Below are 15059 nucleotides of genomic sequence, written 5' to 3'. Positions count from 1 at the left end.
TTATAAAAAAGATAGTTATTGTTTAGCTAAAAATCTCTCAAGTATAATTTTTGCTGCTATTGAGTCAACTCTTCCATCTCTTTTATACTTGATTTGACCTTTCATCATATCTTCTGCTTCAATTGAACTCATATTTTCTTCTTGAAATTCATAGGGAATTTCAAGCTCTAGTAAGTTTACAAAGTGTTTTATTCTTTTTTGCATATCAAGACTTGAACTTGGATATCCAACTACAAGTTTTTTGATATCCCATTCTTTTAAAAATATATTTACATCACGTGCAGCTTGATTTCTATTTTTTCTCAAAATTGCATCTTTAGGTGTTACAATATTTGAAGAAACACATATTGCAAGACCAATTCTTTTTAAACCAATATCAATACTTGCTATACTCAAGAAATAATCTCATTTGCAATATCAAATTTATTTGCTGTCATTAAGTGAACTTTTGGATGTATTTTCCGAACTTCTTTATAAATATCTTGACTTAATTGCATTCCAACTTTATATTCTTCATCCACAGAAATTTTATGAGCAGATTCAAGCTTATTAATCCACATTTGTGGTACATGAATTCCTGGAACTTGGGCTGATAAAAATAAGGCAGTTCTTAGTTTTGTAATTGGGAATAATCCAATAATTAGTTGAGATTTTTTCTTATCTCCCTCAACATCTTCTTTTGCTTTGTCAAATGATTCTAAAAGTTTTTTAGCATTATCAACATCAAATAAAGGCTGAGTAATAATTCCTAATGAACCATTTTGTATTTTATTATGCATCTTTTTTTCTAGTGATGTAAAGCTTTTTGCATAAGAGTTTACAACTGAAAATGGAAAGATTTGTTTTGGTTCAATTTTAAAAGGATGTCCTGCAAAGTCCATTCCATAATTAAATGACTTAATGATTTTTAAAAGCATTAATGAGTTTGCTTCAAATACACCTTTTGCATGAGGCTGGTCACTCATTTTAGCAGGATCTCCTGTTAGTGCTAAAATAGCACGTACATCAAAGTCACTTGCTCCTAAAAGATCAGATTGTAAAGCAATTTTATTTCTATCTCTCATAGACATAGTTGCAATTACGGGTTTTGAGAATTCTTGTTGTAGTTTTAATGATGCGAATAATGCATTGTATTTTAATTTTGCAAGAGGATTATCTGTACAAGAGAATCCATCTACTTTACTTTGTAGGTTAAACTTTTTAATTCTTTCAATAATATTATGCATAGATGGTTCATGCTGTGGTGTTGTTTCTAATGTTAAATATTTATCTTCTTGTAGTTTTTGTATCAGTGTTTCAAACATAGTGAAAAACAATCCTTTTAGTATATTTAGTTTAATTTAGATAATATTATATCCTTAAAAGACTAAAACTAGGGAAAATTAATGAAATTAGCTGTTTTTGATTTTGATTCAACACTTATGGATGGAGAGACAATTGACTTTCTAGCAGATGAGTTAGGAATAGGAAAAGAAGTTGCAGAAATTACAGAAGAAGCAATGTCAGGAAGACTTGATTTTTTTGAATCTTTAACTACAAGAGTTGCATTACTTAAAGGCTTAGAATATAAAAAAGCAGTAGAAATATGTAAAGATTTACCACTAATGCCAGGTGCAAAAGAATTAATTCCTGCATTAAAAGAAAAAGGCTACAAGGTCGTATGTTTCTCAGGTGGTTTTAGAATAGGAACAAGTCCTGCAAAAGATATATTAGGTTTAGATGCAGATTTTTCAAATATTTTACATGAAAAAGATGGAATTTTAACTGGTCTTGTAGGTGGAGATATGATGTTCTCATCATCAAAAGGTGATATGATTCAAAGATTACAAGCTATTTTAGGTGTTAGCAAAGCTGATACTTTAGTTTGTGGTGATGGAGCTAATGATTTATCTATGTTTGCTCATGCTGATACAAGAATTGCATTTTGTGCAAGAGATGTATTAAAAAAAGAAGCAAATATAATAATAGATGAAAAAGATTTAACAAAAATTTTAGAAAAAATATAAGGATAAAAGATGAGTTTAAAAGAAAATATTAATTACTCTTTATGGTGTGATTTTATAGAAAGAGATTTTTTAGAAAATAGATTTCAAGAAATAATTAAAGATGAAACTATTCAAGGAGCTACATCAAATCCAGCAATTTTTGAATCTTCAATATCAAATTCTGTTGCATATAAACAACAACTTGATATGTTACAAGCTAATAATGCAAAAACTATTTATGAAGAATTAGCACTTACAGATATTAAAAGAGCAGCCCAGCTTTTATCTGATTTACACAAAAATGATACTGATGATGGATTTATTTCTATTGAGGTTGATCCATTATTATGTGATGATGCACAAGGTACTATTGAAGAAGGTTTAAGATTATATTCTTCAATTAATGCAGAAAATGTAATGATTAAAGTTCCTGCAACAAATGCTGGATATATTGCAATGAGAGAGTTAACTTCTCGAGGTATTCATGTAAATGCAACATTAATTTTCTCACCAGATCAAGCTATTAAATGTGCACAAGCACTTAATGAAGGTATTATAGAATCAAATAAAGATATTAAAGCAGTTGTTTCTGTATTCGTTTCTAGATTTGATAGAATGTGTGATGCTGATTTTGTAACAAAAGGTTTAGAAGCTTCTAAATTAGGTATTGTAAATGCTACAAAATGTTATCATGAAATTAATAAATTAAAAAATAAAAATATAAGAACATTATTTGCAAGTACGGGTGTTAAAGGTAATGAATTAGCTCCAAGTTATTACATTGATAATTTAATTTTTCCAAACTCTGTAAATACTGCTCCACTTGCAACAATTGAAGATTGGTTAAAAGATGGGGTTAAAGAAGAAACTCAAATAATAAGCGAAGAAGAGTGTAATGAATACTTTGCAAACTTAGAAGAGAAAAAAATTAATATGGAAAAAGTTTATAATGACCTTTTAACACAAGGTTTAGATGCATTTAAAGTATCGTTTAAAGATTTATTATCAAAATTAATTAACTAGTAAAATTACAAAACAGTAACAAAGATATATAAACTCATTAAGATGAGATTAGATAAAATAATACAATTTAAAATTAAAAGGCAATAAAATGAATAATTGGAATCCAGATACATGGAGAGATTTTCCAATCAAGCAACAACCAACTTACCCTGATTTAGAAAAGTTAAAAAAAGTAGAAAAAGAATTAGCTTCTTATCCTCCTTTAATTTTTGCAGGGGAAGCACTAAATTTAAAAAATCAATTAGCAGATGTTGTTAATGGAAAAGCATTCTTACTTCAAGGTGGAGATTGTGCTGAATCATTTACAGCTTTTGATGCAAATAATATTAAAAATCTTTTTAAAGTTATGATGCAAATGTCTGTTGTATTAACATTCTCAGGAGGTTGTCCTGTTGTAAAAGTAGGACGAGTTGCTGGACAGTTTGCAAAACCTAGATCTTCAGATTTTGAAGAAATAAATGGTATTTCATTACCTTCGTATAGAGGTGATATTGTTAATGATATTGATTTTAATGAAAAATCTAGAAATCCAAAACCTAAAAAGTTATTAAAAGCATATAATCAAAGTGCAGCGACAATGAACTTACTTCGTGCTTTCTCTCGTGGTGGAATGGCTGATTTAAATCAAGTTCATTTATGGAATACTGATTTTGTAAATGATCATACTTTAGGTGATAAATATGATGAGGTTTCTTCTAAAATTACTGAATCATTAAACTTTATGAAAGCCTGTGGAATTACAAGTGAAACTTCACCTGCTCTTGCACAAACTACACTGTTTACTTCACATGAAGCATTATTATTAAATTATGAACAAGCACTTACAAGAAGAGATTCAATTACTGGTGATTGGTTTAACTGTGCTGCACATATGTTATGGATTGGTGATAGAACAAGAGACTTAAAAGATGCTCATATTGAGTATTTTAGAGGTATTCAAAATCCTATTGCTTGTAAAGTAGGTCCAACAATGAAAGAAGAAGAACTTATTCAATTAATTGATAAATTAAACCCGAATAATGAAGCAGGAAGACTTAACTTAATTGTTCGAATGGGTGCAAATAAAATAGGTGAACATTTCCCTAAACTTTTAAAAAGAGTTAAAAAAGAGGGTAAAAATGTATTATGGTCATCAGACCCAATGCATGGAAATACTATCAAAGCTGATAATGGTTATAAAACTAGAGATTTTGAAGCTATTTTATCAGAAGTAAAACAATTCTTCCAAATCCATAGAGCAGAAGGAACATACGCTGGTGGTATTCACTTAGAAATGACAGGACAAGATGTAACTGAGTGTACAGGAAGTACAAGTTCAGCTGTTACAACTGAAGGATTAGCATCGAGATATCACACACAATGTGATCCACGATTAAATGCTGATCAAGCTTTAGAGTTATCATTTATGATTGCTGATACTTTAAAAGAAGCTAGAAAAGATATTATTGTATAAAAAAAGGGGAAGTTTTTAAACTTCCCCTTTTTTAATTTCATAGTTTAAAATATTTTATAAAAAAGTTTCTTTGTAAACTTCTTCATTAAATGCAACCATTACTTTTCCATCATATTCAATCACTGGTCTTTTAAAAAGCATTGGTTCATCTTTTAGCCACTTGATTTTTCCTTCATCATCCAAATTTAACTCTTTTAATTTTAAAGTTCTATATTTAGTTCCTCTTGAATTAAAAAGTAAATTTAAATCTGATTTTTCTACCCATGAATCTACAGTTTGTGAAGTTGGTGTTTCTTTTTTAAAATCAAAAAAATCAACTTCTATTTCGTTGTCCTTAAAGAACCTTAAGGCTTTTCTAACTGAGTCACAAGTTTTTATTCCATAAACTTTAATCATAAGCTTACTCTATAATCTTAGGAACTACAAAGTAACCATCTTCACTCTTTGGAGAGTGTTTTAGTATATGCTTCGATAATTCTAAATCTTGATTAGCTTCATCTTCTCTTAGGGGGCTTCCACCTTCAATAGTAGAGAATGTTGCATCAATACCTGATACATCAATTTCATTTAAATTTTCAACAAAGTTAATAATATCAGCAAGTTCTGCTTTTAAGTTTTCTTTTTTTGACTCATCTATTTCTAAACTAGATAATTTTGATAGTTTTGCAATTAAGTTATCATCAACAGTCATTTTATTCCTTCTGTCTTATTGTTTATATATTTTGGTATTTTATCTAAAAGAAGATTAACTCTTCTTTTGCTTATTTTTCTCTTTTTTTATAAAAATCTTCTTTAAATTCAATCCAATTATCAGCTAATATAGCTTCTCTAGCTTTACTCATTAGAGTTAAATAGTAATGAATATTATGCATAGATGCAAGTCTAAAGAAAGTCATTTCACCTGCTTTATAAAGATGGTTTAAATATGCTCTTGAAAAGTTTTTACAAGTATAGCAATCACAAGCAGGATCTATAGGCTGTGAGTCTTCTTTAAATTCTGCTTTTCTAATATTAACTCTTCCAAATGTTGTAAATAGTGTTCCATTTCTTGCATTTCTTGTAGGCATTACACAATCAAACATATCAACACCACGTTCAATATTTTCAATTAAATCTTCAGGAGTTCCAACACCCATTAAATATCTTGGTTTATCTTTTGGCATAAAGTCTGTTGTCCATTCAACTGTTTTATACATATCAACATTAGGTTCACCAACACTTAATCCACCAATTGCAAAACCATCATAGTCTTCAAGTGAACATAATTGTTCAGCACTCATTTGTCTAAATTTTTTGCTAGTTCCACCTTGAATAATTGCAAAAATATTTTGATCTACTCCAATACCTTTTTCTTGTTGAGCTTTATGATAAGTTATTGCTTCTTGCGCCCATTTAGTTGTTCTTTGAATTGACTTTTCAATTCTTTCATCTGTATTTGGAAGTGCTACTAAATCATCTAAAATCATCATAATATCAGAACCCAAATCATATTGTGTATCAAGTACACTTTGAGGTGTAAAGAAGTGCTTGCTTCCATCAATATGAGATTTGAACATAATTCCATCTTCATGTTGTTTTGTATTTTTGCTTAAAGAAAAAGCTTGAAATCCTCCAGAGTCAGTTAAAAAAGAGTTTGGGAATTTTGAAAAGCCATGAAGTCCTCCCATTTTTTTAACTATCTTACTTCCTGGACGTAAGTATAAATGGTATGTATTCCCTAAAATAATTTTTGCACCAAGTTCAAGCATGTCATTTGCATCAAGTGTTTTAACTGTTCCTTGAGTACCAACTGGCATGAAAACTGGTGTTTGAATTGTACTATGAGCTGTTTTAATTGTACATGCTCTAGTTTTATGGTGTGATGTTGCATCTATTTGAAATTGCATTTGATAAAAAACCTTTATTGTAATTACGCAATTATATCAAAAGTAAATTAATTTATAAAAATAATATTTATTAACTTTCATTTAATTATTATTAAATTATGTTATACTAATGAATAAAATTATAACAAGGAAGATAAATGAAGTTTATATTAGCTTTTCTATTGATAGTAAATGCTTTGTATGCAAGTGTAAAAGAAGTTACTTTAAGTGAAGCAATAAAAATTGCATTAGAAAATAATAAACAAAATAAAATTTCAAAAATTGCACTTGAAATTGCAAATGTACAATATAAGCAAGCCATTAGTGCAAACTATCCAGCTATAAATGCAATGGTTGTAGGACAAAGAGTTAAAGAAGATGTTATTTATCAACAAAGAGGTACTTTTGAACTACCAGCTGATCTAGCTATCGCACTAGGAAGGAGTAGTATCCCTGCTGATATTGATGCAACTGCCTTAGGAAGAGACACAGTAAAAGGTTCATTAAATCTTTTATACCCTTTATTTACAGGTGGAAAGATATCTTCTGTAATTGAGCAAGCAAAATTAAATAAATTATTAGCAATGAATACAATAAAAAGAACTGATTTAGATGTTGCATATGATATTAAAAAATATTTTTATGGATATGTTTTAACTAATGAATTATATAAGATTTCAAAAGCAACACTTGATAGTATGACTTATGTTGAGAGTTTAACAAAGCAGTTTTACGAAAGTGGTGATTCTTTAAATGTTAAGAAAACTGATTACTTATCTATTCAAGTTACTCTTGCATTGATTGAATCAATAGTTGCAAAAATTGATGCGAATAGATTTTTAGTAAAATCTGCACTTGCAAATGCTATGGGATTACCATGGGATAGTAAAATAGAAGCAAAATATACAAATAATGAATTATTACCTCCTAAATACTCACTATCAAAACTAGTTCAAAGTGCATACAAATCAAATAGTGATATTAGAAAAATGGATATTGCTTTAAAAATATCAAAAGAGCAAATAAAAGAACAACAAGCAGGTCATTACCCAACACTTGCAATTATGGGTGAAGTTTCACATACTTATAACTCTTATAAATATGGATATTTAAGTGATGACAAAGAGAATTCTTGGAATGTTGGTTTTGCTGCTGAAATGCCATTATTTGATGGCTTTAGAACAACTAATATGGTTGCAGAAAAGAAATTAGAAAAAAAGAAATTGCACTTATTAGAAGATATGATAAAAGATGGTGTTGCACTACAAATTAAAAATGAACTTAACACAGCACTTATTGGTTTTAAACAAATACAGACACTAAAGAAAGCAAAAAAACTTGCAACTAACAGTAGAGAACTACATATAAGAGCATATCAAATTGATGCAGTGACTTCTCAAAAGGTTATTGAATCACAATATATTGAATCTTATGTAAAAGCTGATTACTTAAAATATGTACATGATTACCTAATGTCTTTAGCTAAGATTGATAAATTAATTGGTGAGGAAGTAAGATAAAAATATAAATCTACTATTAATTTAAAAAAGATATAATATCCGAATGAAAAAAATCTTGATTATTTTAGATGGTATTGTTGCAAAAAAATTGATGCATCGTATCGTAGAAGCAAATACTGGCGATAACTCTTATGATATTATTTATATGAGTGATGCCATTCTTCCTGTTCAAAAGCCCTCAAACTTTACTTTTTATAAGTTTGACCCAACTTCAAACTCTAAGCTTGCTATGGTTTTAGATAAGAATATCCATACTGAAGTTTTAATTGCATTAAACTCTAAAGATGAGATGATTAATGTAACAAAAAATATTAGAAGCCATAAAAAAAATCTTCAAATGACAGTTTTGGATTATTGGGGATTAGGGTTAAAAGATCCTTATATAAATGTTTATAAAGGAATTGAAGTTTTAGCAAATGGGATGGTTGAAAGACTTCCAAATATTCCAGTTGTTGCTCAAAATATTGGTCTAAAACAAGGTGAAATTATGGAAATTAGAGTTCCTTTTGGAAGCTCTTATGCCTATAGATATATTGGATCAATTGAGCAAAAAGAATGGAAAATATTTGCACTTTATAGAAATCAACAATTAGTAAATATAAAACCATCACTAGTTTTAAAGCCAAATGATGTAATTTTAGTAATTGGTAAACCTTATGTTTTAATGCAAATATATAATGCAATTGGTAAAACTCAAGGTCAATTTCCAATGCCCTTTGGACATAATATATATTTATATTTAGACCTTTATTTACAAAATGAATTAAGTGTAAAAAAAGCAATTGAAGAAGCTAAAACATTAAATCAAAAATTAAAAAACAATAAATTAATAGTTAGAATTACAAGACCTACAACACCTCAAATTATGGACCATATTAAAAATGAGTTTAAATATTTTGATAGTATTGTTATGCGAATTGATTACTCAAATAAGGGCTTTAATAAAATTTTAAAAGAAGATTTTAGAAAGTATGATATTGGAATGATGATTTTAACCCAAGAAATGTTTAAAGACAAAGATTCTATAAAAAATATTATTAACTTAAAAGTTCCTATTTTTAAATTAGGAAATGAGAAATTGAAATCAATAAAACAAACAGTTGTTTTATTAAATGATACGCATTCTTATGAACAAATCTCACCTATTGTTTTTGATGTTGCAAGTCAAATGAAAACAAAAACAAGAATTTTTGATTTAGATCCTATTGGTGAAGAAGAAGATAAAACAAACCTTTTAGATCATTTTGAAAATCTTGCAAAAATATTTAATGAAAAAATAGAAATTATATCAAGTAGTGAAAATCCTATACGTGAATTAAAAAAGCAAAAAAGTATGCTTCAAATTTTACCTTTAAAAGAAGAAATGCTTAAAAAAAGATTTTCATTTAAATTCTTCTATACAAATACTGATTTTATCTCTTTTGATATGAATAAATATAATCAATTATTAGTTCCAATAGTTGAAGAACAATAGAAATTAAGGAAAAATAAATGAATTTTGAAAAATACCCTTTCGAAAGACTAACAGAAATTTTAAGTGATGTTGAAGGTAATGGAAATTATGAATTATCTGCATTAACTATTGGTGAACCAAAATTTGAAACACCTGATTTTATACAAGATACATTAAAAAACTCAACTGAGTTATTGAAAAAATATCCTGCATCTGCTGGAATACCTGAATTAAAAGAAGCAATGATTAATTTTGTAAGTAAAAGATTTGATGTAAATTTAGATTTTTCACAAATAATTCCAACATTTGGAACAAGAGAGGTATTATTTAACTTTCCTCAGTTTGCATTATTTGATATAAAAAACCCTGTGATTGCTTTTACGAATCCATTTTATCAAATTTATGAAGGTGCTGCAATTGCAAGTAGGGCAGAAGTTATACATATTGATTTAGTAAAAGAGAATGATTTTAAAGCAGAACTAAGTGCTGAGCAATTAAAAAAATGTGATTTAGTTGTTTTAAATTTTCCAAATAATCCTACATCGGCTTCTATGAGTGTGCAAGAATTAGGAACTTGGGTTGAAAAAGCTTTAAAATATGATTTTATTTTGATAAATGATGAGTGTTATTCTGAAATTTATTTTGATGAAAATGATAAACCAGCTTCACTTTTAGAAGCTTCAAAATTAGTTGGAAATGATAAGTTTAAAAATGTACTTGTTATGAATTCTATTTCAAAAAGAAGTAGCGCACCTGGTTTACGAAGTGGATTTATTGCAGGTGATGCAAAGATATTAAAAGAGTACATGCAATATAGAACTTACGTAGGCTGTGCTTCTCCTGTACCTCTTCAATATGCTGCAGCTGCAGCTTGGAATGAAGAAAGTCATGTAGAGTATTTTAGAAGTATCTATAAAAAGAATTTTGAATTAGCTTATGAAATATTAGGTGTAAAACCACCTCAAGCGACTTTTTATATTTGGCTTGAAGTTGAAGATGAAATAGAGTTTACAAGAGAATTATATAGACAAAAAAACATAAAAGTATTACCTGGTTCTTTTTTAGGAAGAGAAGGAATTGGAAAAGGTTATGTAAGAATAGCTCTTGTAGAAAATGCAAAAAAAACTGAAGAAGTATTAAAAAGATTAAAGGATTTTATTGATGGATAAAGAACAATTAAATGAAGCAAGAACTAACCCTGATTTTATAAAGTATCTTGAAGAAACTAGAGTTAAATCAATGGAAGAAGAAAATATTTCAGCAATGTATGAGACATTAGATTCGATGTTAGTTTTAGATTTAGAAGAAGAAAAAATCAATAAACTTTATGAGCAAATTTTAAAAACATCATTTGCAAATGTTGAAAAAATTGTAAATGAAAATGTAAAATTAAAACTTGAAGATGATAATTTACTTTATGTAAGAGCATTTTATGAACATGCAATTGAAAAATGGTCTTATGATAATTTTGATGGTGCAAAAGAATTAATTTTTGTACTAGCAAATATTATAGAAGATGTTGAACTTGAAAAAGCTTTAAATGTTTTAATTATAGTTTTATCTACTAGAAATCAACTAGACTTTTTTTATGATACTAGTGTTGATCATGAAAAAGAAAATGATGAAGAAAAATATGGTTACTTTATTATGAATTTCAAGTTTAATACTGATGAATTTTTAAATGATAATAAAGACACCTTAGAAAAAGAATACAAAAATTTAAAACACTTATTGGATAGCTAATGAAAGTACATTTTATAGGAATAGGTGGAATTGGACTTTCTGCTCTAGCAAGATTTTTAAATAACGATGGTCATGAAATATCTGGTTCTGATATGAAAGACTCACCAATTACAAAAGAGCTTCAAAATGAAGGTATACAAGTTTCTTGTCCTCAAGAAGCAAAGAACATTAAAGATGATTTTGATTTAGTAATATATTCAGCAGCAGTAACAGATGAAAATCCTGAATTAATTCAAGCAAGACTTAATCAAACAAGAACACTTTCAAGAAAAGAAGCACTTCCTATTGTTTTAGGTGATAAGAAAAATTATTGTGTGGCAGGGGCTCATGGTAAATCAACTACAACAGCGATTTTAGCTTCAATTTTACAAAGTTCAGCACTAATTGGTGCAATTTCAAAAGATTTTGGTTCAAACTTTAGGTATGTGAACGATTTAGTTGCTTTTGAAGCGGATGAATCAGATGCATCTTTTTTACTTTCAAATCCATATTGTGCAATTGTTACAAATGCAGAACCAGAGCATATGGAATATTATCACTATGATTATGATAAGTTTTACTCTGCTTATGAAAGTTTTATAGGACTTGCTAAAAAAAGAGTTTTAAATGGTGAAGATAAAGATATTGCTAAGTTAAAAATTCAAGAGGCTACTTATCTTTATCCAAGCAAGGATATTAAAAACTTATCATATACATTAAAAGATAAAGAGCCTTGTACTAGATTTGATTTAAAAGACTTAGGAACATTTGAAGTATGGGGATTTGGTTATCATATTGCAGTTGATGCATCTTTAGCAATTTTAGCAGCACTAAATGAACTTGATATTGAAAGTATAAGAGTTAACCTTTTAAAATATAAAGGTATTAAAAAAAGATTTGATGTAGTTCAAGCAAATGATAAATTTGTTGTAATTGATGATTATGCTCATCATCCAACAGAGATTGAAGTTACAATGAAATCAGTTGAGTTATATGACAACTTAACAAATCTAAATAATAGAATAGTTCTATGGCAACCTCATAAATACTCAAGAACAAGTGATAATCTTGAAGGTTTCAAAAAGTGTTTTAGAAGATGTGATGAGTTAATTATCCTTCCTATTTGGACAATTCCAGGTGAACAAAAAATTGATATAGATTTTGAAAAAGAGTTTGCAGCATATAATCCAATCTTTGCAGATAGAATCTCTTCAACTGCTGGAAGAATAGATTTAATAAAAGATGAAAAAATCATAAAAAGTTATGATGAAGGTATTTTCTTAGGTGTTGGTGCTGGAGATATAACTTACCAGTTAAGACACTAGGTAATACTAAAAATTCGTTTTAATATTTAATAAAGTACTTTATACTAAAATAATATATTAAGCTTTAAAGGCAAATATTATGAAAGTATTAGTACGAAAATTTTTACAAAAAGAATCAACAGCTGGTATTATATTAATGCTTGTTACTCTACTTGCATTAATATTTAGCAATACCTTTCTATCTGAGTTTTACAATAACTTTTTACACACTCCTATTGAATTTAAAATAGGTACTATTCTTGATATTTCAAAACCTTTGATACTTTGGGTAAATGATGGATTAATGGCAATTTTCTTTTTACTTATTGGTTTAGAAATAAAACGAGAGTTGATATTAGGACATTTATCATCTCTTTCTAAAATCGCACTTCCTGGTATTGCTGCTATTGGAGGAATGCTAGTCCCTGCTTTAATCTATGTTGCTTTTAATTATGATAATGAGTTTGCATTAAGAGGTTGGGCAATTCCAACTGCTACTGATATTGCCTTTGCTTTGGGAATTTTATCACTTTTAGGAAAAAGAGTTCCTGTTTCACTTAAAATATTTCTAATGGCACTAGCAATTTTTGATGATTTAGGTGCTATTTTAATTATCGCATTCTTTTATACTTCAGATGTTTCTACTATGTCTTTACTTATGGCACTAGTTTGTATTATTGTTTTAATTACTATGAATAAAATGCAAATTACATTAGTTAGTACTTATGCTTTTGTTGGAGTAATTTTATGGGTTTTTGTTTTAAAATCAGGTGTTCATGCAACATTAGCTGGTATTATTCTAGCTTTTACAATTCCACTAAATGCTATAAATGAGAAAAGAAAAAGAATTTCTCCTGTAAAAAGTTTACAGCATTATATACATTTTTGGGTTGCTTTTTATATTTTACCTATATTTGCTTTTGTAAATGCAGGAATTGATTTAAGATCATTATCTTTGGATTTAATTATAAACCCTGTATCTCTTGGAATTATTTTTGGTCTTTTTATTGGTAAGCAATTAGGAGTATTTTTCTTTGTTTACTTAGCTGTTAAATTTAAATTTGCGTCTTTGCCAAAAGGTACTACTTGGGCACAAATTTATGGAGTTAGTGTTTTAACAGGAATTGGATTTACGATGAGTTTATTTATAGATTCACTAGCTTTTCAAGACTCGGCTATGTTTTCATATACTGATAAACTAGCTATTTTAATAGGTTCTGTTCTTTCTGGAGTACTTGGATATTTAATATTATTGAAAGTTAAAAGTCGTAAAAGGTTTAAAAATTAGATGTTTTTTATTCTAACTTGATTTCTACCATTTCCTTTGGCTTCATAAAGTGCATCATCTGCATTTTTAATTAGATCATTTATACTATAACCTTTTTTGTATTGTGAAATTCCAAAACTTGCTGTAAGTTTTGGAACATTAGAAAACGAATGCTTTTCAATTTTACTTCTAAGTTTTTGAGCTAGAATTTCTTCATTTTTATTTTCACCTTGTGGAATAATAATTAAGAATTCTTCTCCTCCCCATCTTCCTAAAGTATCTGTAATCCTGATATTATCTTTAAGTAATTGTGCTAATTCTTTAAGAATATTATCTCCAGCATTATGGCCATAAGTATCATTTATAAGTTTAAAATCATCTATATCTATGATTATTACAGTAAATGAATAATCAATTCTTTGGGCACGATTAAACTCACTTTGAAGGACGTCATTTAGCTTGTGCCGATTGTATAATTTAGTTAGTTGGTCTGTTATTGAAATTCTTTCAAGTTCACTCTTTTGACTTAAGATATGTGAATAATGACGTAAGATTATCCAAGCCATTACCCATAATAAAAGAGTAATTAATATAGAAATAAATACTTGCATATGCCAGTTATCAAGCCAATCTTCATTTGCTTCACCTACAACAACTATAAAAGGAAGGTTTTCAACTTTTCTAACGCTATATAATCTTTCTTTATTATCAAGGGGTGATGCATTTGAATATATCATACTTTTTTCATTTGAAGTGATAAAATTTTTTACAATTGATGATTTTACTTCTTTTCCTAAAGCTTCTAAGATTAAAGGTTGTCTAGCTAAAAGATTTAAATTACTATCAACTATACTGATTATTCCATTTCTACCTAACTTAACTTTTTCTACCCATTGTGAAAAGAATGATAAATTAACACCAATACCAGCTAAGCCTTTATTGTCTGGAAATTTACGTACTTGAATAACCATCATTTCATTGATATTACTCATGAACATATTAGAAACATAAGTTTCAAATTTAGGATTACTCATAGGTTTATAACACCATTCACGTTTACTAGCATCAAAACCTACAATTGATGGAGTGTGTGTAATAATGCAGTTCTCATCATTAAGTCCTACACCATTTGAATGAGCTAAAGTCTGACTTTTTTTAACTATAAGTTTTGATATTCTATCATGCTCAACAAGATTACTTGCTGGATATTTTAATGCAGAAACAGGAACCTTATCAATAATATCTCTTAGTACATAATCAGATGCTAAAAATGAGCCTTTTATCCATTCACTTATTAGAAGACTTGTTAATTTTGTTTGTTCAGTTACAAGAGACTTTTTTTGAATATAAGAAGCGTATAAATAAATAGAAAAGAAAGAAACAACGATTATATTAAATATAAGATAATAGAAATAAATTCTTCTTTTCATAAGCTGCCTCTGTAATATAGTATTTGATTATAACTAT

At 28.1% G+C, this 15059-nt stretch carries 15 protein-coding genes; 9 read left to right on the top strand and 6 right to left on the bottom strand.

Translation table 11 applies throughout. The annotated features are described in order from the left end of the window. Positions 1–15: 15 nt before the first annotated feature. Both ruvX and LPB137_RS12570 read right to left on the bottom strand, forming a co-directional pair. Positions 16–396, bottom strand: a complete 381-nt coding sequence (ruvX, locus tag LPB137_RS12575; RefSeq protein WP_076088611.1) for a Holliday junction resolvase RuvX — start codon at positions 394–396, stop codon at positions 16–18. Further along, a complete protein-coding gene (locus tag LPB137_RS12570) occupies positions 393–1304 on the bottom strand; it encodes a methylenetetrahydrofolate reductase (protein WP_076088609.1) in 912 nt (303 codons plus the stop codon). The genes ruvX and LPB137_RS12570 overlap by 4 nt, the downstream gene beginning before the upstream one ends. Positions 1305–1385: 81 nt before the next feature. On the opposite strand from LPB137_RS12570, the gene serB reads away from it, so the two are divergent. The 3 genes from serB (at position 1386) to LPB137_RS12555 (ending at position 4461) form a co-directional block, all read left to right on the top strand. After that, positions 1386–2006, top strand: a complete 621-nt coding sequence (gene serB, locus LPB137_RS12565) for a phosphoserine phosphatase SerB (RefSeq protein WP_076088607.1) — start codon at positions 1386–1388, stop codon at positions 2004–2006. 9 nt (positions 2007–2015) lie between these two features. Next, a complete protein-coding gene (locus tag LPB137_RS12560; protein ID WP_076088605.1) occupies positions 2016–3008 on the top strand; it encodes a transaldolase in 993 nt (330 codons plus the stop codon). A gap of 88 nt (positions 3009–3096) precedes the next feature. Continuing rightward, positions 3097–4461 (top strand): class II 3-deoxy-7-phosphoheptulonate synthase, encoded by a 1365-nt coding sequence (locus LPB137_RS12555; RefSeq protein ID WP_076088603.1) that lies wholly within the window; start codon positions 3097–3099, stop codon positions 4459–4461. Positions 4462–4515: 54 nt separating this feature from the next. Here LPB137_RS12555 and LPB137_RS12550 read toward each other — a convergent pair whose 3' ends face one another. The 3 genes from LPB137_RS12550 to tgt form a co-directional block, all read right to left on the bottom strand. Beyond that, positions 4516–4857, bottom strand: coding sequence for an arsenate reductase family protein (locus LPB137_RS12550; RefSeq protein WP_076088601.1), 342 nt, complete (start codon positions 4855–4857; stop codon positions 4516–4518). Positions 4858–4861: 4 nt separating this feature from the next. Continuing rightward, positions 4862–5152 (bottom strand): Asp-tRNA(Asn)/Glu-tRNA(Gln) amidotransferase subunit GatC, encoded by a 291-nt coding sequence (gatC, locus tag LPB137_RS12545; protein WP_076088599.1) that lies wholly within the window; start codon positions 5150–5152, stop codon positions 4862–4864. Positions 5153–5222: 70 nt separating this feature from the next. Next, positions 5223–6347, bottom strand: coding sequence for a tRNA guanosine(34) transglycosylase Tgt (tgt, locus tag LPB137_RS12540; RefSeq protein ID WP_076088597.1), 1125 nt, complete (start codon positions 6345–6347; stop codon positions 5223–5225). Between the two features lie 137 nt (positions 6348–6484). Between tgt and LPB137_RS12535 the strand changes: the two genes are divergently transcribed. The 6 genes from LPB137_RS12535 to nhaA all read left to right on the top strand — a co-directional run bounded on the left by LPB137_RS12535 (position 6485) and on the right by nhaA (position 13613). Continuing rightward, positions 6485–7846 carry a TolC family protein gene (locus LPB137_RS12535; RefSeq protein ID WP_076088595.1) on the top strand — a complete coding sequence of 454 codons (1362 nt, stop codon included), beginning with the start codon at positions 6485–6487 and terminating at the stop codon, positions 7844–7846. 43 nt (positions 7847–7889) lie between these two features. Continuing rightward, positions 7890–9320, top strand: coding sequence for a COG3400 family protein (locus LPB137_RS12530; RefSeq protein WP_228144672.1), 1431 nt, complete (start codon positions 7890–7892; stop codon positions 9318–9320). Positions 9321–9337: 17 nt separating this feature from the next. After that, positions 9338–10468, top strand: coding sequence for a succinyldiaminopimelate transaminase (locus LPB137_RS12525; protein ID WP_076088591.1), 1131 nt, complete (start codon positions 9338–9340; stop codon positions 10466–10468). After that, positions 10461–11042, top strand: coding sequence for a hypothetical protein (locus LPB137_RS12520; RefSeq protein ID WP_076088589.1), 582 nt, complete (start codon positions 10461–10463; stop codon positions 11040–11042). The genes LPB137_RS12525 and LPB137_RS12520 overlap by 8 nt, the downstream gene beginning before the upstream one ends. Continuing rightward, positions 11042–12346, top strand: coding sequence for a UDP-N-acetylmuramate--L-alanine ligase (murC, locus tag LPB137_RS12515; protein ID WP_076088587.1), 1305 nt, complete (start codon positions 11042–11044; stop codon positions 12344–12346). Before LPB137_RS12520 ends, murC begins: the two co-directional genes overlap by 1 nt. A 79-nt stretch (positions 12347–12425) precedes the next feature. Continuing rightward, positions 12426–13613 carry a Na+/H+ antiporter NhaA gene (gene nhaA, locus LPB137_RS12510; RefSeq protein ID WP_076088585.1) on the top strand — a complete coding sequence of 396 codons (1188 nt, stop codon included), beginning with the start codon at positions 12426–12428 and terminating at the stop codon, positions 13611–13613. Here the strand turns inward: nhaA and LPB137_RS12505 are convergent. After that, a complete protein-coding gene (locus tag LPB137_RS12505; RefSeq protein ID WP_076088583.1) occupies positions 13610–15022 on the bottom strand; it encodes a sensor domain-containing diguanylate cyclase in 1413 nt (470 codons plus the stop codon). The two genes, nhaA and LPB137_RS12505, sit on opposite strands and share 4 nt — an antisense overlap. Positions 15023–15059: the final 37 nt, after the last annotated feature.

Source organism: Poseidonibacter parvus (genome assembly GCF_001956695.1).
GTDB lineage: Bacteria > Campylobacterota > Campylobacteria > Campylobacterales > Arcobacteraceae > Poseidonibacter > Poseidonibacter parvus.
Note: the sequence above shows the minus strand (reverse complement) of the source record. Positions and strands in the feature narration are given on the sequence as shown.

Coding starts and splice junctions, on each gene's coding strand:
- LPB137_RS12570 (WP_076088609.1), bottom strand. CDS start 1,304: ATGTTTGAAACACTGATACAAAAACTACAAGAAGATAAATATTTAACA.
- nhaA (WP_076088585.1), top strand. CDS start 12,426: ATGAAAGTATTAGTACGAAAATTTTTACAAAAAGAATCAACAGCTGGT.
- LPB137_RS12530 (WP_228144672.1), top strand. CDS start 7,890: ATGAAAAAAATCTTGATTATTTTAGATGGTATTGTTGCAAAAAAATTG.
- LPB137_RS12505 (WP_076088583.1), bottom strand. CDS start 15,022: ATGAAAAGAAGAATTTATTTCTATTATCTTATATTTAATATAATCGTT.
- LPB137_RS12520 (WP_076088589.1), top strand. CDS start 10,461: ATGGATAAAGAACAATTAAATGAAGCAAGAACTAACCCTGATTTTATA.
- LPB137_RS12560 (WP_076088605.1), top strand. CDS start 2,016: ATGAGTTTAAAAGAAAATATTAATTACTCTTTATGGTGTGATTTTATA.
- LPB137_RS12555 (WP_076088603.1), top strand. CDS start 3,097: ATGAATAATTGGAATCCAGATACATGGAGAGATTTTCCAATCAAGCAA.
- LPB137_RS12535 (WP_076088595.1), top strand. CDS start 6,485: ATGAAGTTTATATTAGCTTTTCTATTGATAGTAAATGCTTTGTATGCA.
- gatC (WP_076088599.1), bottom strand. CDS start 5,152: ATGACTGTTGATGATAACTTAATTGCAAAACTATCAAAATTATCTAGT.
- tgt (WP_076088597.1), bottom strand. CDS start 6,347: ATGCAATTTCAAATAGATGCAACATCACACCATAAAACTAGAGCATGT.
- murC (WP_076088587.1), top strand. CDS start 11,042: ATGAAAGTACATTTTATAGGAATAGGTGGAATTGGACTTTCTGCTCTA.
- LPB137_RS12525 (WP_076088591.1), top strand. CDS start 9,338: ATGAATTTTGAAAAATACCCTTTCGAAAGACTAACAGAAATTTTAAGT.
- serB (WP_076088607.1), top strand. CDS start 1,386: ATGAAATTAGCTGTTTTTGATTTTGATTCAACACTTATGGATGGAGAG.
- LPB137_RS12550 (WP_076088601.1), bottom strand. CDS start 4,857: ATGATTAAAGTTTATGGAATAAAAACTTGTGACTCAGTTAGAAAAGCC.